Source organism: Thermosipho japonicus, assembly GCF_014201655.1.
Taxonomy (GTDB): domain Bacteria; phylum Thermotogota; class Thermotogae; order Thermotogales; family Fervidobacteriaceae; genus Thermosipho; species Thermosipho japonicus.
On the sequence record NZ_JACHEX010000004.1, the window covers coordinates 24,954 to 46,819 of the forward strand.

The following is a 21,866-nucleotide window of genomic DNA, read 5'->3' on the forward strand; positions in this document are numbered from 1 at the left end:
TACGTATGGATTGGATATTGAGTGAAAATGTTGAGGAATTGAAAAAGATGGTCTTAAAAGAAGGTTGGCTTGTAGAAAGTTTGTTTAATCAAGTAATTAATGCTTTGAAAGAAAGGGATGAAAATGCTTCAATTGAGGTAATAAAAAAAGAAAACGAGATAAACCTAATGGATCTAAAGATAAGAGAAAAAGCATTGATCATACTTTCTACTATGATGCCAATGTCAAAGAACTTAAGAATGGTAACAGGAAGTTTTATAATTTCCGGATATTTTCAAGAAATAGCCGAAAAAACTACTGATATTGCTACTATGGTATTGGAATTGATAAAGGAACCTCAATTAAAACCTTTAATTACTATTCCTGAAATGGCCAAAATATCTATGGAAATGCTAAGAGAAAGTATGAGAATGTTTGCAGATAATAATATATATGGGGCGGAAACAATTTGTGAAAAAGATGCTGATATAGATAATTTTTATGATGAAATTAGAAAAGAATTGATGGTATATATGATGGAAGATCCAAAATATGTAAAAAGAGCATTAATTTTATTGGAAATTTCTCAAAAGATAGAAGAAATTGCAGACCTTGCAACTAAAATAGTGGAAACTACTTCTTATATAATTACAGGAAAACAATATAAATGTTTTAAAGACAAATTACATACAATTGATAGTTTGGAAAAGGATGGGGGAGCTAGTTGAAAGTATTAACTAAATATATTTTGAAACTTTCATTAGGCCCATTTTTGATGGGAATTGGAGCTTTTATTGTATTTGCAAGTGTTGAATTATTGTATCAACTATCGGATATTATTGTAAGACATAGGGTGAGTATCTTAAAATTATTTGAATTGATATATTATAACTTACCATATTTTGCATCATTGGGGATTCCTGTAGGAATTTTATTTTCTATTTTTTGGGTATTATCGCAATTATATAGTTCAAAAGAGATTACAGCTTTTTTAGTCCATGGCATTCCATCAAGAAAATTGGTGTATCCTTTCTTAATTTTGGCTATAATTTTTGGAGCTGTCTCATTTTATTTGAATGATCAAATAGTTCCGAAATTTAATCAGAAGGCAATGGAAACAATATCAAAATATGTTTATAAAAAGCCGGAAGTTACTATCAAAGAAAATGTGTTAACCAAGATAGATGAATCTCAATACTTTTTTGTAAAAAGGTATGATCAACTGCAAGGGATATTATATGATGTTGTTTTGTTTCAAAATATGCAAGGTGAAGAAAGAATAATTACAGCTAAAAAAGTCGAAAAAGAACAAAATAGTTGGTACTTAATAAACGGGAAAATGTATGTAACAGATAGTGATGGATTTATGAAGTTAGACCTTAGCTTTTCAAAGATAAAGCTAGATTTGAAAGATGATTTGGAGAGTTTAATGAGAGTCGGCAGATCTCCAAGGGATATGACAGGTGAAGAATTAATACAAAAAATAGAGACATTTAAAAAGTTAGGAGTTGATCCTTCACCTTGGATTGTAGAGCTTCATGGAAGGTACGCTAATTCAGTCGGGCCTTTTATAATAGTAATACTAGGTGTTCCTCTATCACTATTATTTGGATTGAAAAGTAAGTCTTGGAGTGTTATTTTTACTTTTGTAATTGTTGTTTTATATCAAGGCTCTGGAGCTTGGCTTTCTGCAATGGGGAAAGAAAATTTAATTAATCCGGTCCTTGCGGCTTGGTATCCTGATCTTTTATTTGCGATTATAGGATTCATTCTTTTTGCTATGCTAGATACACCTGTGGCCTATAGAATTAGAGAATTGATAACAAAATTTTTAGTGGTATTTTTTGTGTTTTTTGTAAGCTCAAATTTATATTCGAAGGATTTGACATTGGATGCATCAAGCATTGTGTATAATACTTCATATATTTTTGCAAGCCAAAATGTTAACATAAATTGGGAAGATGTAGTTTTATTTTCTGATGAAGCAACCATATTTTTGGTGGATAATAAAGTAAAAGTTTTGGAAGCAGCAGGAAATGTAGTTTTAAGAAGAGAAAATAAAGAGTATTATTCAAATTATATGAAATACTTTTTTGATAATGATGATACTTATATAGTTAAAGTAAGAGGTGTTGAAAAGTATAAAAAAAAAGGCAAAGGTATAGATCTGTATTTTAATTCTGAATTTATCCAAAAAAGTTCTGAAACAGTGTTAATGAAAGAAGCTTATGTAACAACGTGTGAACTTGAAAATCCACATTACAAAATTGAAGCATTAAGAGTTTATGTTTATGATAACAAATTTTTAATTGCTGAGAATTCTATTTTATTTTTACTTGATGTTCCATTATTTCCATATCCTGTTTATTTTTTAAATTTAACTGACAGTGAGTTTTCTCCTTTTTCGTTTTCTCTGGCATGGGATGAAGATGGTGGATTTGTAACACATCAAGAGTATAACCTTTATGTTAATGATTACCTTCTTTCTACTAAGATTACTACAGAAAATGAAGAAACTATTCCTCAATTTAGTATTTACAAAAAAGATGATAAGAAAACAAAGTTTTCTATAGATTATGAGAAAAATTACATATATTTAGATTTGAAAAATTTAAAATACAATTCTAATTGGGTTACTAATAAAACATTTTTTCAAGTAAGCTATTCCCCTCTTTATTTTGAAGAATATCTAAATAGCGATAGTTATTATAAGAAATTTGGGTTAAATTTTGATCTTTATGGCAAAGGAAAGATAGATATCAATTTTTATTGGGATAGAAATATAAGTAGAGTTAATAATTCGTTTTCTATTTTTAATGTTAAAAAAGATCTTTCAATAGCAGAATTTAACATTCAAAATTTGAGTTTTAATAATTCATTAGAAAAATCAAAATTTTTCACAGATGATAGTACATGGACATTATATCAATATGGAAATTATTCTTTTTCATTTAAAAATAAACACTTTAGTACTAAATTCTACGGTAAAGTGTATAATGATACTTTTTCAAGTAATATTAAGCATATTTTTTCTTATCCTTTAAGCTTTGAGAATGAACTTGTTAAAGTATATGCTAAATATGGATTTGGAGCAAATTTATATAATGCAATTGTTGACAAATATTATTTTAATTTAGGATTATATGATATTTATGAGTTAAGTGGGAAGTTAAAATTTAAAGTGTTTGATATTGAAGCAAAATATGAGCTAAGAGAAAATTTTCGAGATGAATCAACAAATACTGCGTATAATAGATTGAGTAGTATTGTATATGTTAATACTCCTAATTTGAATTTTTCATTAAAACAAGGGTGGGATTTTTTAAAAGAAAAAAGGTTGGATGATGAAATTTCTTCAAAGTTTTCTTTTATTGTTTTAAACGGTAAGATTGAACTTGAATCAAAAGCAACTTATGACAACGAAGAAAGAAAACTATCTCCTTGTGATATTTCGTTATCTTATGTTAATAAACCTTTTTCTTTGATATATAGACTGAATACTAAATATTATCCAGGTGAACAACAGCCTATAAAAGAGTTAACTCATATCTTTACTTTTCAAAAGCTGAAAGGAAAACTTGTCCAATCTATAGAGTATAATTATGTAAAAAATGCTTATATAAATGGAACATTTTCTATAAATAGTTATAAAAATACTTTAGAACTTTCATATAATAAGAGTTCAAAAGAAGCAACTCCAGAAATTTATTGCAAGTATTCTTTAAAAAATCAAGAAAATTCTCTTCATTTATCATACAAGGCTTCGACTAAAATATTAACTTTTGGTTTTAACTTAAAGACAATAGATCCTGGAATTAGCTTTTATACGACTTATGATATTAAGAATGAAAGGTTTAATAATTTGAAAGCAACATTAAGTAAATCTTTACATCATTGGATGTTTGAAGTTTCTAGCGAATTTGAATTTAATCACGATCAAGTATTTAATTTTGATGATGTGAAAAAATTGTCTGTTTTGTTTTATATTAAAGAATTTGATGATAAATTTTTAGGATGGGACTTTAAAGAAAATTCACCAAATATAGGTTTGTTTTAGATTGGAGGTTTAATATGTCAGAGATTGTATATATTGAAAAAATGGCATATGGAGGCAGTGGAATAGGGAAGTTGCCTGGTGGAAAAGTTATTTTTGTAGATGGGGCCTACCCCGGTGAATTGGTTGAAGTGGATGTTCTAAGTGAAAAAAGTGATTATGCAATTGGAAATTTAGAAAAGATAGTTGAGAAAATCCCTGAGAGAAGAACAGCAAAGTGTCCTTATTTTAGAAATTGTGGTGGTTGTAATTTTTTAGATTTAAAGTATGAAAAACAATTAGAGTTTAAGAAAATGGTCTTTATGGATCAACTTGAAAGAATCGCTGAACTAAAATTGAACGATTTATATATTGAAAAAAGTCCTAAAGAATATGAATATAGGTTAAAGATGGAATATTCAATATTGAATGATTATTCTTTTGGTTTTAAAATGAAGAATAGTCATAAAGTTGTAAGTGTAAAAAATTGTATTATTGCTCCAAAAGTTTTTGGTAAAATACTTGAAAAGTTGTCATTAACGCTCTCACATTTTAAGATACCTATTTATAATTTTAAGCGTAAAAAGGGACTCTTAAAACATGTAATATTAAGATATTCGCCAAGTGGAGAAGTGATGTTGATTTTTGTTACAAAGTCGGAGTATTTCAAGGAAGGTAAAAAAATAGCAAGTCTAATAAAAAAAGAATTTCCTTTTATAAAGTCAATTGTTCATGTAATGAATAGCAATGATAAAATAGTTTTAAGAGGCCCTTATAAGGTATTAAGTGGCGATGGAGTAATTAATTATGAATTTAGTTGGGAAAAATTTCAAGTTCCTCCAACTGCATTTTTTCAAAATAATTTTCATGTTGCGGAAAAAATGGTTGAATTTTTAACAAAAAAATTAGATTTAAATGGTAATGAGATTGTTTTAGATTTATTTAGTGGACTTGGAACATTTTCTTTAAGACTTGCTGCTTTATCAAAATTTGTTATTGCAGTTGAATCCAGTCATGTATCAGTAAAGGCAGGAAGGGCAAATGCAAATATAAATGGATTAAAGAATATTAAATTTATTGAAGCTGATGCATTAGATTATTTAAACCAAGTGAAGGAAAAATTTGATGTAATTGTTCTTGATCCACCAAGGGCTGGGATTGGGCCTGAAGCTATAAAAAAAATATTAGAACTATCTCCTCAGAAAATAGGCTATGTTTCATGTAATCCTACAACTTTTGCAAGGGATTTAAAATTACTACTTGAAAAGTATGAAATAGAAGATATAAGAATTTTTGATATGTTTCCACAAACTTACCATATTGAATCTGTAGCTATTTTAAGTAGAAAAAACAATCTGTGATAAAATATAAATAAAAGGGGTGGGAACTATGAATGTCAAAAGAGCTCTTATTAGTGTATACAATAAGGAGGGTATCGTTGAATTTGCTAGAAAGCTTTCTGGATGGGGAGTGGAAATAATAAGTACTGGAAATACTGCAAAGTTATTAGAGGAAAATGGTATTCCAGTTAATCGTGTATCTGAAGTTACAGGCTTTCCAGAAATTCTTGGTGGTAGAGTGAAAACTCTTCATCCAAAAATATTTGGTGGAATTCTCGCAAAATTTGGCGATAGTAAACATATGAAGGACTTATCGGATAATAATATCAAACCAATAGATATGGTTGTAGTTAATTTATATCCGTTTGAGCTTGTAGCAAAAGAAACACGCAATGAGGAAAAATTAATTGAGAATATTGACATTGGTGGGGTTGCATTATTAAGAGCTGCTGCAAAAAATTATAGAGATGTAATAGTTATTTCAGACCCTGAAGATTATGATAAAGTTTTGAAGAGTTTAGAAGAATGTGGAGATGTAATTCTTCATCAAAGAAGGATTCTTGCGTTAAAGGCTTTTTATAGAACGATGAAATACGATGCAGAAATTCATAGTGTTTTATCTGAATTATTTGCTTCTAATAATTTTGAGGAGTAAGAATATGTATGGAATAGTTTCTGATCTTTATAGAAACATAGTTAGGCTTAAGACTAATAATGGTGATGTAGTGATTAAATCAAATAAAAAAATGCCTAAAGGTTTAAAAGTTGAAATAAAAAATATAGGGCAAGGTGATTATAAAGGGAAAATATTGATGGGGCCTTCTAAAGTCTTGCCCTCGTTGAATGTTATTTATTACTCTTCAATGATAACTGAGGATAGAAATTTAGTTGAAAAACTATCATTTTTATTTGAAGAGCTTTCCAAAAGAGTAAAGATTGATAGGAATTTTTTTGGCAAATTTAAAAGATATTTTGAAGCGGGCGAAGTAGATGAGGATAATAAAGTGTTTGGAAATTATGTGAATTTATTAAGTGGAAGATATGGTTTTCGCTCTTTAGGGTTAATTAAAATTTTTATGGACAGAAAAACGGAAGAATTTGTAGTGTATTTTAAAGATAATGTTATTAAGGGAAAAGTAGAAGGTAATGATATAATTTTAAGTACCGAGAAGATAATAGAAAATATTGAAGAATTAAAGGAAAAACTAAAGAAGTATTTTTTTAATGTTTATATAAAATATGAAAATTTTGAGGGAGGGATTTACGTTTAGAGAAAAATTAGCAGTTGCTTTAAAGTATGATCCTGAGGTAGATTTTGTGCCTTTTGTTGTTGCAAAAGGGAAAGAAGAGGTTGCTAAGAAGATTTTAGAGATTGCTAAAAAAAGTGGAATCCCTATCGTAAAGTCTCCAGAGCTTGTAGATGAATTGTATAAATTAAAAGTTTTAGAAGAAATTCCAAAAAAGTTGTACTTAGCCGTTGCTGAAATTATTGTATTTTTGGAAAGCAGGTGATTTTTATGACGTTTAAAAGGTTAGGTTTTTTACTATTGTTAATTCTTTCAGTGACTTCTTTTTCAATTGTAAATTGGAGTATTAATATTAATTTAAATTTTGGAGCACCACAAAATATTCCTGATTATTCTATTTTAATTGATACAGGTGTATCTTTTGCAGATGTCTATATTGATGATGTTTATGCTGGTCAAACAGATATTTTTGGGCAGCTATTAGTGAATTTTGACGCATCTGGTTACCATACTATTACTATCAAAGATGAAGATTATTTAAACATTTCGGTATTAGTTTTTGTAGATAAAACTGGTAAATATTTAAAGATTCCATTAGTTGAAGCTGGAAAACTGGTTGTATTTTCAAACACTTATCCAGTTAATGTTTATATTAATGGTTATTACTATGGAACAATAAGAAGCATTGATGAAGAGATAAAATTACCAGAGGGAGAGCATTTTGTTACATTTGAAAGTCCAGGATATAATCCTATAACTAAAAAGGTATATATTAAATTTGAAGAAAAAAGTGCAGTTAATTTGAATTTTGAAAAACTTAAATTAGAATTAAACATTAGAAGTAAGATGAGTGAATTTTCTCCAAATAATGATTGGTATATGGATAGATGGGAATTGGAAATTTATCTTTCTACTTATGCAACAGTTACAGTAGATATATTAAAAGATGATATCAAAATATTTGAAAAAGTTTTTTCTGGAAAGCCTAACTTGAATTTATTTACATGGGACGGTTCAGGGGCTAGTGAAGTTGGTGAATATTTAGTTAAAGTAATTGCTACTGATGGAAATGACGAAATTATTAATGAAACAAAAGTTTTATTAGATGATAAATATACGTATTTAAAAGAGATAGCTATAACTTCACTTATTATGATGTTTGGAACAATACTGTATTTTGTAATAAAAAAATAGAGGAGGTATTTGAGTTGATAGATTTTGAACTAAAACAAAAAATTGATGAGGCAAAGAAGAAATATGAGGATATAATTAAGGTATTTCATCCAGAAGATAAGAGGAAAGAGCTTGAAAAGTTGGAAAAACAAATGGGAGATTCTGATTTTTGGAGTGATCAAAGAAAAGCTAGAGAAATTTCTCAAAAAGCTCAAAGAATTAGAAAGATTATTGATGACATGAAAGATATTGAAGCAAAATTTGAAGATTTAGATGCTGCAATAGAATTATCAGACGAAGATCAAAGTTTTGTTGAAACTATTAAAGAAATGGTAGAAGAAATTGAGAAAAAAGTAAAAACATTCGAACTTGAATTGATATTAAATGGTAAATTTGATGCTAATAATGCATATTTAACAATACACCCGGGCGCAGGTGGAACTGAATCTCAAGATTGGGCATCAATGCTTTTGAGAATGTATATGCGCTGGGCTGAGAGAAAAGGATTTGATGTTCAGATTGTTGATTATCAACCGGGAGAAGAAGCTGGGATTAAAAGTGCAATGATTTATATAAAAGGTGATTATGCATATGGCTATTTAAAATATGAAAGAGGTGTTCACAGGCTTGTGAGAATTTCTCCATTTGACGCAAATAAAAGGCGTCATACTTCCTTTGCATCGGTTAACGTTATACCAGAAATAGATGATGATATAGATATAGAAATAAATCCAGAAGATTTACGTATAGATACATATAGAGCATCTGGTGCAGGTGGCCAATATGTTAATAAAACAGAATCAGCGGTTAGAATTACGCATATTCCAACAGGAATAGTCGTTACATGTCAAACAGAACGTTCACAACTTCAAAATAAAGAAACGGCATTAAAAGTTTTAAAAGCAAGGCTTTATCAACTCGAAATGGAAAAGCGTCAAAAACAACTTGAAGAAATTCAAGGTGAATTAAAAGATATATCTTGGGGAAATCAAATAAGGTCATATGTATTCCAACCATATACTATGGTGAAGGATCATAGAACTAATGTTGAAACAGGGAATATTGATGCTGTTATGGATGGAGAAATTGATATTTTTATCGAGAGTGAATTAATACATTTTGCAGGTAATAGAAATAAGCAATAGAGGTGGGGATTATGGCAAAAGTTTATGTTGTAACTTCTGGTAAAGGTGGAGTGGGGAAAACTACAATTTCAGCAAATTTAGGTTGTGCTTTGGCAAAAGATGGTAATAAAGTTTGTGTAATAGATGCAGATGTTGGATTAAAAAATTTAGATGTAGTTTTAGGGTTGGAAAATAGGATAATTTATACACTAATTGATGTAATAAGAGGGAATGTTAGTGCTAAAGAAGCGCTTGTAAGACACAAAAATTTAAAAAATTTATATCTAATTGCTGCTTCACAGATTGCAACAAAGGAAATGGTTTCACCAGAAGATATGATTAATCTGGTAAAAGAACTTGATGAAGATTTTGATTATATTATAATTGACTCACCTGCCGGGATTGAAAGAGGTTTTAGGAATGCAATTGCTCCATCAGAATATGCTATTGTTGTAACTACTCCAGAACTTCCTGCGATATCTGATGCTGATAGAGTAATTGGATTACTTGAAAATAATGGATTTAATGAAGAAAATATTATGTTGATTTTAAACAAGTATAAACCACAAATGGTCAAAAAAGGTGACATGTTATCAGAAGCTGATGTGGAAAAGGCTTTAGCAATTAAGCTTATAGGTGTTTTACCCGATTCAAATGAGGTTATAATTTCTACTAATAAGGGAATACCGATTGTTTTGGAAAAAGATGAAGGAATTTCTAAGAATTTTGAAAATATTGTAAAGAGATTAAAAGGTGAAGAAATTTCTCTAGCAGAAGATATCGATAATAATGAGAATTTTTTTAGAAAATTTTTGTCCTTTTTTAATAAGAGGTGAGTTAAATGTGGTTATTAGATGTTTTTAAAAGAAGTGAAAAAAGAAAACCTAGAGATGAGGCACTTGAAAGATTAGAAAGTATTGTTAGCAGGCGAAAGGAAATAACACACAAGATCCCTGTTGAGGTGTTTTCTAAGAATTCAGAAGAAATAAAAAAAGAAGTAGTAGAGATTGTTTCAAGAAAATTTAATGTGCCTGTTGAAAGGGTGAAAGTAGATTGTCAAGAAGAAGATGGCTACGTTGTGATTGTTACAAATATAAATTTCAAATAGCTCTTATAATTGGCGTGCTAATCTATTTATTCTCTGGTTGTGCACTTACATTGGATAAGATAATTCCAAAAAAAGAATCAAATCAAACAATTAATTTCAATGTTTATTTTGAAGCCTTTTATTCTACAAGTTTAAAAGATTTTTTTGAAGAAAAACTTGAAAAAAGTTTTGTGCTTTCAGATTTAGATGAAATAACTGTGAATTTAAAAGTTAATGATTCTGATATATTTACTTTTAATCTTAAAGGAAAAACCAATAATGTTACTCCACCAATAGTTATTGAAAAATCAAGAGATGCAATGGTGAAATATGATATTAAGGTAACTTATACTTTGAAAAAGGATTTAATTGATAGTACAGAAGTGGTCTTAAAAGCTACAGGTTTAATAGATGGTTTAAATTTATTAGACTTTCAGGAATTGAATTTAGTATTTTTTATCCATGATGAAAGTGGTACACCTACTTTAAAACCTAAGATTTTATATGAAGATAAAAAAGTAATTAAAGAAGGAATAGTTGAAGATGGGAAAATTTATTATGTTGAATCAAATAATGATTTTTATTCAATTTTGAAAAATGACAAAGTTAATGAAATATATGTGGATGCAGATTCTGATTTTAGTAACGTATATATTTATCCTTCTGAGTAAAAAAATTAGGTAGGTGTTTAATTTGAAAAGAAGAAAGAAAAGGAAGAATTTATTCAGATATATATATATTCTTTTTGTTTTACTTTTAGTATTTTTTTTAGTGGTTATACTCGCTAGTTCGATTATAAGATATAAGGTAAATTTAAATGAGTTAAATCAGGTTAAAAAGCAATATGAAGAGTTAAAGGAAAAGTATGAAAAGAATTTGATTATATATGAAAAATTAAAAATGTTAAGAGAGGGAAGGAAATGAGGTATATTGTTACTACATCATACAACGCTAATAAAGAAATTGTAAGGTTAGCAAAAAATATCGCAGAGGAATTTAATGTAAAGTATATTAACAGAAATCATGTTTCAAAATACTTAAAAAGTGGAAAAATAGACTTTTATTATGTTGTAGATAAAAAGGGTATGTTGAAAATAAAATGGAAAGATGGAGAATTCTTTTTTCACCAAGGGATAGCAAAGATCAGGATGGAAAATATTAAGCATGGAGAAAGAGATTACCTAATAGAATCATTGAAGCCAGAAAGAACGGACGTAGTATATGATGCTACTTGTGGACTTGCTTCAGATGCTATTTTAATTGCTAATTTTGCAAAAAAGGTAGTTGCTACTGAAGGGTCTGAGCATATTTATAGAGTTGTTAAATGGGGATTAAAAAGATATATTTCTGATGAAGAATGGATAAATAATGCTATGAAAAAAATAGAGCTAATACATGATAATTATAAAAATTTTGTTAGAAATCAACCTGATAATTCATTTGATATTGTATATTGTGATCCAATGTTTGAAAATCCAATATATGAGAGTAATTCTTTAAATCCATTGAGAGGTTTTGCTGTATATGAATCTTTAAGTTTAGATGATCTTGAACATATGATAAGAATATCAAGAAAAAGAGTCGTTATTAAAACGCTAAAAAAGGATAGTTTGTATGAAAAAATTAAAAATTATTTTTCTAAGGAATTTATTTCACGAAAAAGTGGAATAGTATATGGTGTTATTAATAAATCGGAGGTGTAAGTTAATGGGATTTTTTGAGAAGTTCAAGCAAGGATTGAAAAAAACGAGAGAAAGTTTTTTCGGTAAAATGAAAAGTATACTATCAGGAAAAAAGCTTGATGATGAAACAAAAGAAGAGATAGAAGAACTTTTAATATTATCTGATGTAGGCTTTGAAGCAACTGAGTATATTTTAAATAGAATTGAGGAGTTAAAAGGAGAAGATGCATATGAATCATTGAAAAAAGTATTATTGGAAATACTTAATTTTAATAGTGAATTAAAAATAGAAAAAAAACCTTTTGTAATCAGTATGGTTGGTGTTAACGGTTCAGGGAAAACTACTACTGCTGGAAAACTTGCAGAATATTTTTCAAAGTCTGGAAAGTCAGTTGTGTTAGCTGCATGTGATACTTTTAGAGCTGCTGCAATTGATCAACTAAAGGTATGGGCGGAGAGAACATCTTCTACGCTTATTGCACATCAAGAGGGTGCAGATTCTGCCGCCGTTGCATTTGATGCTGTAAGTCATGCTATATCTAAAAAGAAAGATATAGTAATTTTAGATACTGCTGGAAGATTACATACCAAGAAAAATTTAATGGAAGAATTAAGAAAAATTAATAGGGTAATTAAAAAGAAAATAGAAGATGCACCACACGAAGTTTTTTTAGTAATAGATGCTGTAACAGGTCAAAATGGATTGCAACAGGCAAAGATCTTTAAAGAATTTGTGGATATTACTGGAATTGTATTAACAAAGTTGGATGGAACGGCAAAAGGTGGAATTGCAATTGCAATTGCAAAAGAATTAGGGATTCCTATAAAATTTGTAGGTTTAGGGGAAGGTGCTGACGATTTAAAACCGTTTGATGCTGAAGATTTTGTTAATGCTTTACTTGAGGGATGATTAGTATGAATGCATTATGGGATAAAAGTTATAAATGTCCAGTATGTGGGAATGAATTTTATAGTAAAAAAGTAAGGATCGATTCTATAAAGGTTGCTAGTTATGATGAAGATTTAAAACCAAATTATTTGGATGTGAATCCTTTTTTATATGAAGTAGTTGTTTGCCCAAAATGTTTATATGCAGAGTACGAAAGCATTTTTGAAAAAGACGTAAAAATAACAGAAGTTGAAAAAATAAAAAGTATACTTGGTAAGCTAAAATCGAAATTATCAAATGTTAAATTTACTGATGAAAGAGATATTGATACAGCACTTAAAGCTTATGCTATAGTAGTAATATTATCTACATTACTAAAAAAATATTGTAAACTTGCAGATTCTTATTTAAAGATTGCTTGGCTTTTGCGTGAAAAAGGCGGCGAAAAAGAACAAGAAGAAATAGCCCTTGCGCATGCTCTTAAGAATTTTGAAAATTGTTATATGAATTCAGAAATTTCCGATGGGAGAATGGAAGAAAAAATTTTATTTTACCTTGGTGAGTTAAATAGGCATTTTGGAAATAAAAGTGAGGCGGTAAAATGGTTTTCAAAATTGATGCAAAAATATAAAAACAGTTCCTCTTATTATGCAAAGGTAGGGAAAGATAGATGGCAAAGTATGCGGGAGTAATTCTGATTTTAATGTTCTTTTTATTCTCTTGTAATTATGTTACATACGATCATTATAAACTTTTGGAGGAACGAATTTATAGTATTGAAAACATAGTGAATGAACATGAAATAAGAATATCTTCATTGGAAAAGAAATTTGATAATTTATCTCAAAGAGTTGATACTCAGATTAATGATTTAAATAATAAATTAAATGAAATAAATAATGTGGCTGATATTGAATATTTAAAAAATTTTACCCGAAAAATTGCAATTGAACTTTCAGATTTGCAAAATCAAATGAACAAAGTTACTTCAGAGATAACTTCATACAATCTTAAAACAGTTATTTACAGGTTAAATTATTTAGAAGGAATGGCCGAACGTTTAGAATTAAGTAAAGTGAATGATTTGTTAAATCAGGCGCTCGAAAAATATGAAACAGGATATAAACAGATACTAGACATTGAAAATAGATTATATGAAATGAATTTAACTATAGATTCGTTGAAAGAAACAGTTGATGAAATACAGTCAATAAGTGGTGAAGGAGTTACTCAAGATTCAATTGCGGTAAGTCAGATTTTACAAAAGTTTGAAAAAATTCAGGAATTGGAAGAAAGATTAAATGACTTAAGTTTTAAAGTAGATAGTATTTCTTCGAAAGAAAATTTAGAAAGAGAACTTGCTACTATCAAACAAATTAGTTCTGAATTGAATTTTTTAAAGCAAGAGTTTAAAATGGAAGATATAGAAGATATTTTGAAGCTGAGACAAGGTTATATAAATTATGTTATCAGGCCTGGAGATACTTTATATATAATAAGTAAAAGGTACAATTTAGGTAAGGATGGTGTAGAAAGACTAATTACATTTAATGCTATTGAAGATCCAAACCGGATTATTCCAGGACAAGTAATAAAGATTCCTATAGATAACTTAAATGATTATGTTAGAGTGCCTATTGACATTAAACCAGAAGATATATTAAGCTATTTTGGAGATATAAAAAGTGGTACGACTAATCTTGGAATAGATATAAGCGCTGAAGGAAAAGAAGTATACCCAATTTTACCTGGAAGAGTAACTGTAAAAGGTAATGATGTTTTATACGTAGATCATGGAAATGGAGTTCTTGCAATTTATAAAGGTATAGAAACTGGCTTTAAGGAGAATAATTGGGTTTTTCCTGAAAAACCAATAGGTAAGGTCCATGGAATTTTTCATTTTGAGATTTGGGTTGATGGTGAACCTAAAGATCCGTTTAGATTTTTTTTTAAATATAAAGGAAAATTTGATGTGACATTTTATACCCCTTGGGATGATGGTAAAATTGTTCAACATCCAACTTTTAGATTAACAAGGATAGGAAAAATAGCCAAAGAGTGGCAAACTGTAGCTGTTGATTCAAGTATAATTCCACTTGGAAGTTATGTATATATTCCACAACTAAAAAAAGTTTTTATTGCAGAAGATACAGGTAGCGCTGTTAATGGAAGAAGAATTGATATCTACGTAGAAGAGGTTTCTCTTGCGAGAAAAAATAGTATTAAAAAATATGATGTATATGTTTTAGAGGTTGGAGGGAGCTAAAACGTGGCTGTTACAATGAAAAGTGATTATGCATTAAGATTATTACTTTTATTATCTATTGAAAATAAGAGAATGAGTACATCAGAGTTGATTTCAAAATGTAAGACAAGTATTCCATATGAATTTGCACAAAAAATTCTTTCCCAACTTGTAGCAAGCGGAATTTTGGAGTCATCGAGAGGTAAGTTCGGAGGTTATAAATTAGTAAAAGATCCAAAAGATATTACAGTATATGACATTGTTACTTCAGTAGATGATATTAGTTCAATGATAACTTGTTTTGTTGCACCTGATAAAATAAGTTTAGCACCTGAAATTTGTTCTGTAAATGAAGTTTGGGAAATTGTTATGAAAAGATTTAAACAATCATTAAAATCTGTTACTTTAGAAGATTTAAAAGAATCGTATTTAAAAAAATGTGAAGAATTTGAAAGGAGGAAAAAATTATAAAAGTAGGTGTTGCATTAAGTGGCGGTGTTGATAGTGCAGTAGCTCTATATTTTCTCTTACAAAAAGGATATGAGGTGACTGCCTATCATATGAAGACAGTGTTTGATGAGATATATTTAACAAAAAAAATTACACATAAGGTTTGTTGCAGTCCTTCAGATACATATGATGCTAAAAAGATTGCGGCAAAGTTTGGTGTTGACTTTAAAGTAGTGCATTTAGAAGATGATTTTAGAGAAACCGTTATTAATTACTTTATTAACGAATATAAGCGTGGCAAAACTCCAAATCCATGCTTTTTTTGTAATGATTGGATAAAATTTGGTGTTTTAATGGAGAAAATGCTTGAAGATGGTATGGATTATGTTGCTTCAGGACATTATGCAATAATAAGGAATGGAAAGTTATATAAGGCTAAAAGCTATGAAAAAGATCAATCATATTTTCTGGCTTCTATAAAAAAAGATAAGTTAGAAAAAATTATTTTGCCGAATGGGGAATATACAAAGCAACAAATTAGGGAGATTGCTGAGAAAATTGGAATTCACGTTCATAACAAAGTAGATTCACAAGATTTATGTTTTATACCAGATGGAGATATTTCTGAATTTTTGAGAGAACATAATATGGAATTTAAAGAAGGATTAATTATTGATACTGAAGGTAATATTATTGGAACACATAAAGGACTTGCTAATTATACAATTGGTCAAAGAAAAATTGGTGTAGCAACAGGAAGAAGACTTTATGTAATTAAAAAAGATTTTAAAAATAATATTTTAATTGTTGGTAATAAAGATTCAGCTTTTAGTACAAAATTTACAGTTTTGAAACCAAATTTTTTACAGAATGTATCCAAAGATTTTGAAGGATATGTTAAAGTAAGAAAAAAATTCAAAGAAGTTAGGTGTAAAGTTCATTTTGAAAATGAAAGGTTATATATTGAAACGCAAGAGCCAATTTTTGCTATTACACCTGGACAGATAGCAGTAATATACGATTTTGATGATTCAGTTATAGTTTCAGGTATAATTGAAGAGGAGGGATGGAATTGAATTTGAATGTATTAATAAGTGAACAAAAGCTTCAGGAACGTATAAAATCTCTTGGTAAAGAAATTACTGAGTATTACAAAGAAAAAACAGATACAATTCATGCTGTATGTGTTTTAAAAGGTGCTATTCATTTTTTTACGGATCTTGTTGAAAATATTGATTTAAATGTTGAATATTCATTTATTCATGTTTCAAGTTACAGTGGTATGGAATCTACTGGTAGAATTAGAGTAAAAAGCTGGATTGATGAACCTATTGAAGGAAGGCATGTTTTGGTTGTTGAAGATATATTAGATACGGGTCAAACTTTGTCGTACATTCTAGGATATTTAAAAAGATATAATCCAGCTGATTTAAAGGTTGCAACTTTGTTGAAAAAAACTTCAAAAAATCCAATTGTTGATGCAGAATTTGTAGGTTTTGAAATTGAAGACAAATTTGTAGTAGGATATGGTTTGGATTTTGATGAAAAGTATAGAAATATTCCATATATTGGTTATTTAGAATAGAATTATGAAAAGAAATGTAATTTTATTATTAATCGCAATTTTTGTAACATTATTTTCATTGAGTATTGTTTTTTTACCCTGGATAAATATTTTATTGTCAGTAATTTACTCTCCTCTTAATGAGGAGACTAATTTTTTGGTTTTAGGTCTTGATAAAGATATACAGAATACGCGAAGAACTGATGTAATAATGTTTTTAAACATTAATGTGAAAAATAGAGAGATTAAAATTACAAATATACCAAGAGATTTAATAATAAATAATTCAAAGATAAATTCAATTTATCAAAAAGAAGGATTAGATTATTTAAAAGAATTGGTTGAAAATTTTGTTGGTAAAAAGATTGATAAATATGCAATTGTTGATTATGACGTTGTAAGGCTAGTAGGTGATAGAATTGGTCCTGTTGAGGTTTATGTAGATAAGCCAATGAAATATACTGACTATTCTCAGAATCTTATTATTGATTTTGATCCAGGAATACATTATTTATATGGGGAGCAGTTATTGGCTTATATGAGATTTAGGAAGGATTCATTAGGGGATATCGGAAGAATTGAACGAGAAAAGTATATTATTAACCAATTAATAAAAGCGGCCTTGAAAAAAGATGTTTTTACACTTGCAAAAGTTTTTAAAGAGGTCTATGAATCTATGGATACAAATATAAAAACGTCAGAACTGGTGTTTTTAGCTACAAAGTTTAAAGATGGATTTTCAATAAAAAGCTATTCTTTTCCTATAAAATATGACGTTAATGGAAATATTTATCCTGGGGATTTAAGCAAATTAAAAGAATTTTTTTCTTCAAAAAGCTTAAATAATGTAGAAGAACGCTATAGATTTTATATAGTTAACAATACAAAAAATCAAAATAGGACATATAACGTAAACTTACATTATATGTGGAAGGCGGCTGGATATATACCAGAGGATATTTATTTTATGCAAAATAAAAACTTTTCATCAGATACAGTTTATATTGTAAATGAAGAAGTAAGTGTAGAAGAAATAGAAAAAATTGTTAAGATGGTGCATCCAAAGAGAAATTTTAAAATTTTGCTTGCAAAAGAAGAGCTTGAGAATTATTTGAATTTAATTGACACATTAACAAAAAATAGAAATTATCCAGATTTATCAGTAGATTTTGTAGTTATTCTTTCTCAATAATTTCGTTTTTAAGTTTTTGTGTATAAATATGTGCAAGACGCGTTGGTTCTGGAAGTTTATATTTAGTTATGTATTTTTTTACTATGTTTAGCGAGCTATCAAGATCTATTAAATGTCCAGGAGAAATAAAAATTGGTTTTGTATTTTCTCTGCTTTTTAAAACAATTCCGATTTTTTCTCCATTGTGCCAAAGATAAGAAAATGAAAATTTAGTATTCGAAGGTTCATCATACGTTCCAACTAATTTCTTTTTTGCTATACCAATTGTTGGCTTTTTGATCCATAATCCCATATGAGATGCAATTCCAAGCTTTCTAGGGTGTGCAATTCCATGACCGTCAAACATAACAAGATTTACATTTGTTTTAATTTTTTGCCATGCTTTTAAAAACACAGGGCCTTCCCTAAATGCAAGAAGTCCTGGAATGTATGGATATTTAATTTCGTCAATGTGATAAGTGATTTCTACAACATTAAATTTGCTATCTATAACTACTATAACAGCCAATGATTTATTATCAATGTAAGACAAATCAACTCCAGCTACATATGTAGGAGTTTTATTGAAGGGCTTGAAAATTAATTTATCTTTTAGAGACTTTTGAATTGATATAGCTTCTTTTGGAGAAACATTCCACCTATGAATCATAATTTCTCAAAAACCTTCATATAGTAATTTAGAAACTTCTAACCATATAAATTTGTCTTCTTTAATAGAGTATACAAAGTGAATGTAGCCAATTCTATCAGCATGAGATATACCTGATAAAGTGATAATTCCTTTCAATTCATAAATATCATCTTTTCCAAAGTCAAAAGCTTCTAGATTTGATATTCCTCCAATGAATAAATCTTTGTTTTCACCAATAAATTGACCAAATTTGTTGTAAATTTTTTCATTTATATATTGTTCCTTTTTTTCACTTAAATCTAAAAAAGTATATTTGTCTTTATATGTTATTAGCGCTTTAAATCCATCAAAAAACTTTGCTTTAAGGTCTAGTTTTAAATCATTACTTAATAAAATCCCTTTCTTTAAGGAGTAAATAAAATATTCACTATAGTTACCACTACCACCACTATCGCTAATGATTAGGATATCTTTAATGCTGTCACCATCAAAATCATAAATTACCATTTTTGGTGAATAGCCTCCAAAATCCAATTTTATGTTCTTTTCTAACTTTTCATTTTTAATTTTCAGAACAAAAGTGTCATAATAAATTTCACTTAATTTATTACCTTCTAAGGTTATATTTTCAAGTATCCCATCATTATCAATATCTGTATTAGTAGAGGTTATTACATTTGCATATGAAAAAATAGAAAAGATAAATAATATTATCGAAAGAATAACCTTTTTCATATTTTTAACTCCTTTCGCTAAATTTGTTTGTTTTTGGCTCAAACCATTTAAAAAAGTATTTTCCTTGATATGTATCTTTTTCTTTTAATCTTTTTTCAATCATATTAATAATCTGTATTTTTGGAATTCCCCAATTACCAAAGATAGTTCCATTATTTGGAGGATCTGCTACCAATCGATGAATAGTTATTTTTGGGGAGAGAAATTCTAAAAATTGTATGACTCTTTCAATATAGCTGTCAAGTGTTCCAATTTGAATTTTATTTTCTTTAAAAAGTTTTCCTAAAATTGTGTTTTCGACAACGTATAGTGAATGTATTTTAACACCATCTATATCTAGAACTGATAGAATTTTTGCTGTTTCAATTACATCAAGCATATCATCCGTTGGAAAGTTTAAGATCACATGCGAAATAAGTTCAAAACTTCTTTCTTTAATTTTTTTTGCAGCATAAATGTATTCAGCTAATGTGTGACCACGATTCATTTTTACAAGAGTATGATAATTTGAAGTTTGAAGTCCCATTTCTATTGATACGTCAATCTTTTCTCTTAATTCTTCTAGTAAATCCAAAATTTCGTCTGAAATACAATCAGGTCTAGTGGAAATAGAAATTTGAACTATATCTTCATCTATTGCGCTAAAATAAACTTTTTTAAGTTTTTCAATTGGTGCGTAAGTGTTTGAATAATTTTGAAAATATGCTATAAATTTTTTGGCACCCTTTTTTATGTATCTTTCCTTCATTTTTCTTATTTGAGTTTTTATATCAAACTCACCAAAAGTGGTAAAACCGCTACCCGTTTCATCACAAAACAAGCAACCAGGTAATCCATTTTCACGGTTTGGACAGCTAAACCCTACATTTATTGGTAACCTATATACTTTTTCACCATATTTTTTCTTTAGTTCAACACTTAGTTTTCTGTACCTATAACCTTCCTGTAAAAAGTCGAAAATTTTCTATATACCTCCTTTTCATCAATAGTTGGGAATGTACCATTATAATATGTAAATTTTCCATTTACCATCGTAGCAAATACATCAACTTTTGAATGAATTATATGTTTTTTCATATTTTCGATAGGATAGAAACTTGGATTTTTCAAATTAATTATTGTTAGATCAGCTGGGAAACCTTCTTTTATTTCTCCACCTTCTATATTTAACGATCTATAACCGTTTATCGTTAGCATTTTAAGCATTTGATTAATGTCAAGATTTTGAGGATTGTCCTTTTTTTGTAATAGAGAAGCAATTCTAGCTTCAAATAGTATGTCAAGAGAATTGTTACTAGCAGGTCCATCTGTTCCAAGAGCTACAGTCAAGCCATTTTCGATCATTTTTTGAATAGGTGCTATACCATTTCCTAATTTTAAATTACTGGTAGGATTGTGAGAAATAAATACATTAAAATCTTTTAGCATTTTAATGTCATTATCATCAAGATGAACACAGTGAACGGCAAGAAAATGATAATCAGCAATTCCAGAAGAAAGAATTTGTGAAAGTGAAAATTGCTCTTTCTCCCATTTATTTTCAAATAAATGCATTGTAACAGGAATTTTTAATTTTCTGGAGAGTTTACCAATTTCCTTTAAAGCTTCAAAAGAACAAGTATAAGGGGCATGTGGACCAAGCCCTACGAAAATTCTATTATCAATACCATGCCACTTTTCAAAAAGTGAAAGTGCTTCTTTAAGTCTGCTTTTTTCAATTTTGTCTTCTTCTGAGACAAGGCCTCTAGTTAAAAGTGCTTTCATTCCAAAATCTTTTACAGCTTGTGCAACAGAATTTTCAAACATATACATATCACAAAAAGCTACGATACCGTTTTTAGACATTTCCATCATCGAAAGCATCGATGCAAAATAAACTATATCTTCGTTTAATTTTTCTTCAAGTGGTATTATATTTTTAAAAAGCCATTGGTTAAAAGGTAAATCTTCTGCAATACCTCTTAAAATAGACATTGCTGCATGAGTATGTGTGTTTATTAGGCCTGGAATTATTAATTTATTATCTAGATCAAATTCTTCATCCTCATTATCTTTTAAATTTTTATCAATTTTCATTATTTTTCCGTTATCAATTTTTATGTCAACTTTCTCAATGCTGGAATTCCAATTTCTTAAAACATATGCATTTCTTAAAATCATTATTTTTCACCCTTTATTTTTTTAGCATCTATCCATAAACCTTCAAGGTCATAAAATTCTCTTGCTTCTTTTGTAAAAATATGTATAACAATGTCAGATGCATCAATTATAAGCCATTCATGATTATCCTCTTTGTCATAGTAAATTATTTGTTTTCCAATTTCAGATAATAAGTCTAAAATTGTTTCTCTTAAACTATTCATATGAGTATTGCTATTAGCAGTAAGGATTATAAAGTAATCTGTGGGGACATTAGTATTTGACATATCCAAAATAACTGGTTCAATTGCTTCTTTTTCTAAAATTTTTTTCCAAATTAATTCTAAAATTTCCAA

The 21,866-nt window shown here is 28.5% G+C and carries 25 protein-coding genes; 20 read left to right on the forward strand and 5 right to left on the reverse strand.

Going from position 1 to position 21,866, the window contains the following annotated elements; all coding sequences use genetic code 11:
• Positions 1 to 5 precede the first annotated feature (5 nt).
• From HNP65_RS07135 to HNP65_RS07230, 20 genes are all read left to right on the forward strand, one after another.
• Positions 6 to 707, forward strand: a complete 702-nt coding sequence (locus HNP65_RS07135) for a phosphate signaling complex PhoU family protein (RefSeq protein ID WP_184619589.1) — start codon at positions 6 to 8, stop codon at positions 705 to 707.
• Positions 704 to 4,036, forward strand: coding sequence for a YjgP/YjgQ family permease (locus tag HNP65_RS07140; RefSeq protein WP_184619590.1), 3,333 nt, complete (start codon positions 704 to 706; stop codon positions 4,034 to 4,036). Before HNP65_RS07135 ends, HNP65_RS07140 begins: the two co-directional genes overlap by 4 nt.
• Positions 4,037 to 4,050: 14 nt before the next feature.
• On the forward strand, positions 4,051 to 5,373 hold the full coding sequence (rlmD, locus tag HNP65_RS07145) for a 23S rRNA (uracil(1939)-C(5))-methyltransferase RlmD (RefSeq protein ID WP_184619591.1): 1,323 nt from the start codon (positions 4,051 to 4,053) through the stop codon (positions 5,371 to 5,373).
• 28 nt (positions 5,374 to 5,401) lie between these two features.
• Positions 5,402 to 6,007: an IMP cyclohydrolase gene (locus HNP65_RS07150; RefSeq protein WP_184619592.1), complete on the forward strand. Its 606-nt coding sequence runs from the start codon at positions 5,402 to 5,404 to the stop codon at positions 6,005 to 6,007.
• A 4-nt stretch (positions 6,008 to 6,011) separates the two neighbouring features.
• The gene (locus HNP65_RS07155) at positions 6,012 to 6,623 is read left to right on the forward strand and encodes a hypothetical protein (RefSeq protein WP_184619593.1); all 612 of its coding nucleotides are present in this window, start codon (positions 6,012 to 6,014) and stop codon (positions 6,621 to 6,623) included.
• Positions 6,592 to 6,864, forward strand: a complete 273-nt coding sequence (locus tag HNP65_RS07160; protein WP_184619594.1) for an EscU/YscU/HrcU family type III secretion system export apparatus switch protein — start codon at positions 6,592 to 6,594, stop codon at positions 6,862 to 6,864. The genes HNP65_RS07155 and HNP65_RS07160 overlap by 32 nt, the downstream gene beginning before the upstream one ends.
• Before the next feature lie 5 nt (positions 6,865 to 6,869).
• On the forward strand, positions 6,870 to 7,793 hold the full coding sequence (locus HNP65_RS07165) for a PEGA domain-containing protein (protein WP_184619595.1): 924 nt from the start codon (positions 6,870 to 6,872) through the stop codon (positions 7,791 to 7,793).
• A gap of 14 nt (positions 7,794 to 7,807) precedes the next feature.
• Positions 7,808 to 8,917 (forward strand): peptide chain release factor 2, encoded by a 1,110-nt coding sequence (gene prfB / locus HNP65_RS07170; RefSeq protein WP_184619596.1) that lies wholly within the window; start codon positions 7,808 to 7,810, stop codon positions 8,915 to 8,917.
• Positions 8,918 to 8,928: 11 nt separating this feature from the next.
• Entirely contained in the window at positions 8,929 to 9,732 is an 804-nt protein-coding gene (minD, locus tag HNP65_RS07175) for a septum site-determining protein MinD (protein ID WP_184619597.1), read from the forward strand.
• 5 nt (positions 9,733 to 9,737) lie between these two features.
• Entirely contained in the window at positions 9,738 to 10,004 is a 267-nt protein-coding gene (locus HNP65_RS07180) for a trigger factor (RefSeq protein WP_126993544.1), read from the forward strand.
• Entirely contained in the window at positions 9,950 to 10,654 is a 705-nt protein-coding gene (locus HNP65_RS07185; RefSeq protein ID WP_246348229.1) for a hypothetical protein, read from the forward strand. The genes HNP65_RS07180 and HNP65_RS07185 overlap by 55 nt, the downstream gene beginning before the upstream one ends.
• A 22-nt stretch (positions 10,655 to 10,676) precedes the next feature.
• Positions 10,677 to 10,907, forward strand: coding sequence for a hypothetical protein (locus HNP65_RS07190; RefSeq protein WP_184619598.1), 231 nt, complete (start codon positions 10,677 to 10,679; stop codon positions 10,905 to 10,907).
• On the forward strand, positions 10,904 to 11,686 hold the full coding sequence (locus HNP65_RS07195; RefSeq protein ID WP_126993546.1) for a class I SAM-dependent methyltransferase: 783 nt from the start codon (positions 10,904 to 10,906) through the stop codon (positions 11,684 to 11,686). The genes HNP65_RS07190 and HNP65_RS07195 overlap by 4 nt, the downstream gene beginning before the upstream one ends.
• Positions 11,687 to 11,690: 4 nt before the next feature.
• Positions 11,691 to 12,575 (forward strand): signal recognition particle-docking protein FtsY, encoded by an 885-nt coding sequence (ftsY, locus tag HNP65_RS07200; RefSeq protein ID WP_184619599.1) that lies wholly within the window; start codon positions 11,691 to 11,693, stop codon positions 12,573 to 12,575.
• 5 nt (positions 12,576 to 12,580) lie between these two features.
• A complete protein-coding gene (locus HNP65_RS07205) occupies positions 12,581 to 13,246 on the forward strand; it encodes a DUF2225 domain-containing protein (protein WP_184619600.1) in 666 nt (221 codons plus the stop codon).
• On the forward strand, positions 13,225 to 14,820 hold the full coding sequence (locus HNP65_RS07210; protein ID WP_184619601.1) for a 3D domain-containing protein: 1,596 nt from the start codon (positions 13,225 to 13,227) through the stop codon (positions 14,818 to 14,820). The genes HNP65_RS07205 and HNP65_RS07210 overlap by 22 nt, the downstream gene beginning before the upstream one ends.
• A 3-nt stretch (positions 14,821 to 14,823) precedes the next feature.
• On the forward strand, positions 14,824 to 15,270 hold the full coding sequence (locus HNP65_RS07215) for an Rrf2 family transcriptional regulator (protein WP_184619602.1): 447 nt from the start codon (positions 14,824 to 14,826) through the stop codon (positions 15,268 to 15,270).
• A complete protein-coding gene (gene mnmA / locus HNP65_RS07220; RefSeq protein ID WP_184619739.1) occupies positions 15,267 to 16,325 on the forward strand; it encodes a tRNA 2-thiouridine(34) synthase MnmA in 1,059 nt (352 codons plus the stop codon). The genes HNP65_RS07215 and mnmA overlap by 4 nt, the downstream gene beginning before the upstream one ends.
• Positions 16,322 to 16,834, forward strand: coding sequence for a hypoxanthine phosphoribosyltransferase (gene hpt, locus HNP65_RS07225; protein ID WP_126993552.1), 513 nt, complete (start codon positions 16,322 to 16,324; stop codon positions 16,832 to 16,834). Before mnmA ends, hpt begins: the two co-directional genes overlap by 4 nt.
• A gap of 136 nt (positions 16,835 to 16,970) precedes the next feature.
• Entirely contained in the window at positions 16,971 to 18,005 is a 1,035-nt protein-coding gene (locus HNP65_RS07230) for an LCP family protein (RefSeq protein WP_246348230.1), read from the forward strand.
• Here the strand turns inward: HNP65_RS07230 and nfi are convergent.
• Genes nfi through rsfS form a run of 5 tightly spaced genes read right to left on the reverse strand, consistent with a single transcriptional unit; the run spans position 17,989 to position 21,866 of the window.
• Entirely contained in the window at positions 17,989 to 18,654 is a 666-nt protein-coding gene (gene nfi, locus HNP65_RS07235; protein ID WP_184619605.1) for an endonuclease V, read from the reverse strand. The genes HNP65_RS07230 and nfi overlap by 17 nt on opposite strands.
• 6 nt (positions 18,655 to 18,660) lie before the next feature.
• Complete coding sequence (locus HNP65_RS07240; protein ID WP_184619606.1) at positions 18,661 to 19,371, reverse strand: hypothetical protein; 711 nt, start codon at positions 19,369 to 19,371, stop codon at positions 18,661 to 18,663.
• Positions 19,372 to 19,375: 4 nt separating this feature from the next.
• A complete protein-coding gene (gene mnmL / locus HNP65_RS07245; protein ID WP_184619740.1) occupies positions 19,376 to 20,332 on the reverse strand; it encodes a tRNA modification radical SAM protein MnmL/YtqA in 957 nt (318 codons plus the stop codon).
• A complete protein-coding gene (locus HNP65_RS07250; protein WP_184619607.1) occupies positions 20,290 to 21,531 on the reverse strand; it encodes an amidohydrolase in 1,242 nt (413 codons plus the stop codon). Before HNP65_RS07250 ends, mnmL begins: the two co-directional genes overlap by 43 nt.
• Positions 21,531 to 21,866, reverse strand: a complete 336-nt coding sequence (gene rsfS, locus HNP65_RS07255) for a ribosome silencing factor (protein WP_184619608.1) — start codon at positions 21,864 to 21,866, stop codon at positions 21,531 to 21,533. The genes HNP65_RS07250 and rsfS overlap by 1 nt, the downstream gene beginning before the upstream one ends.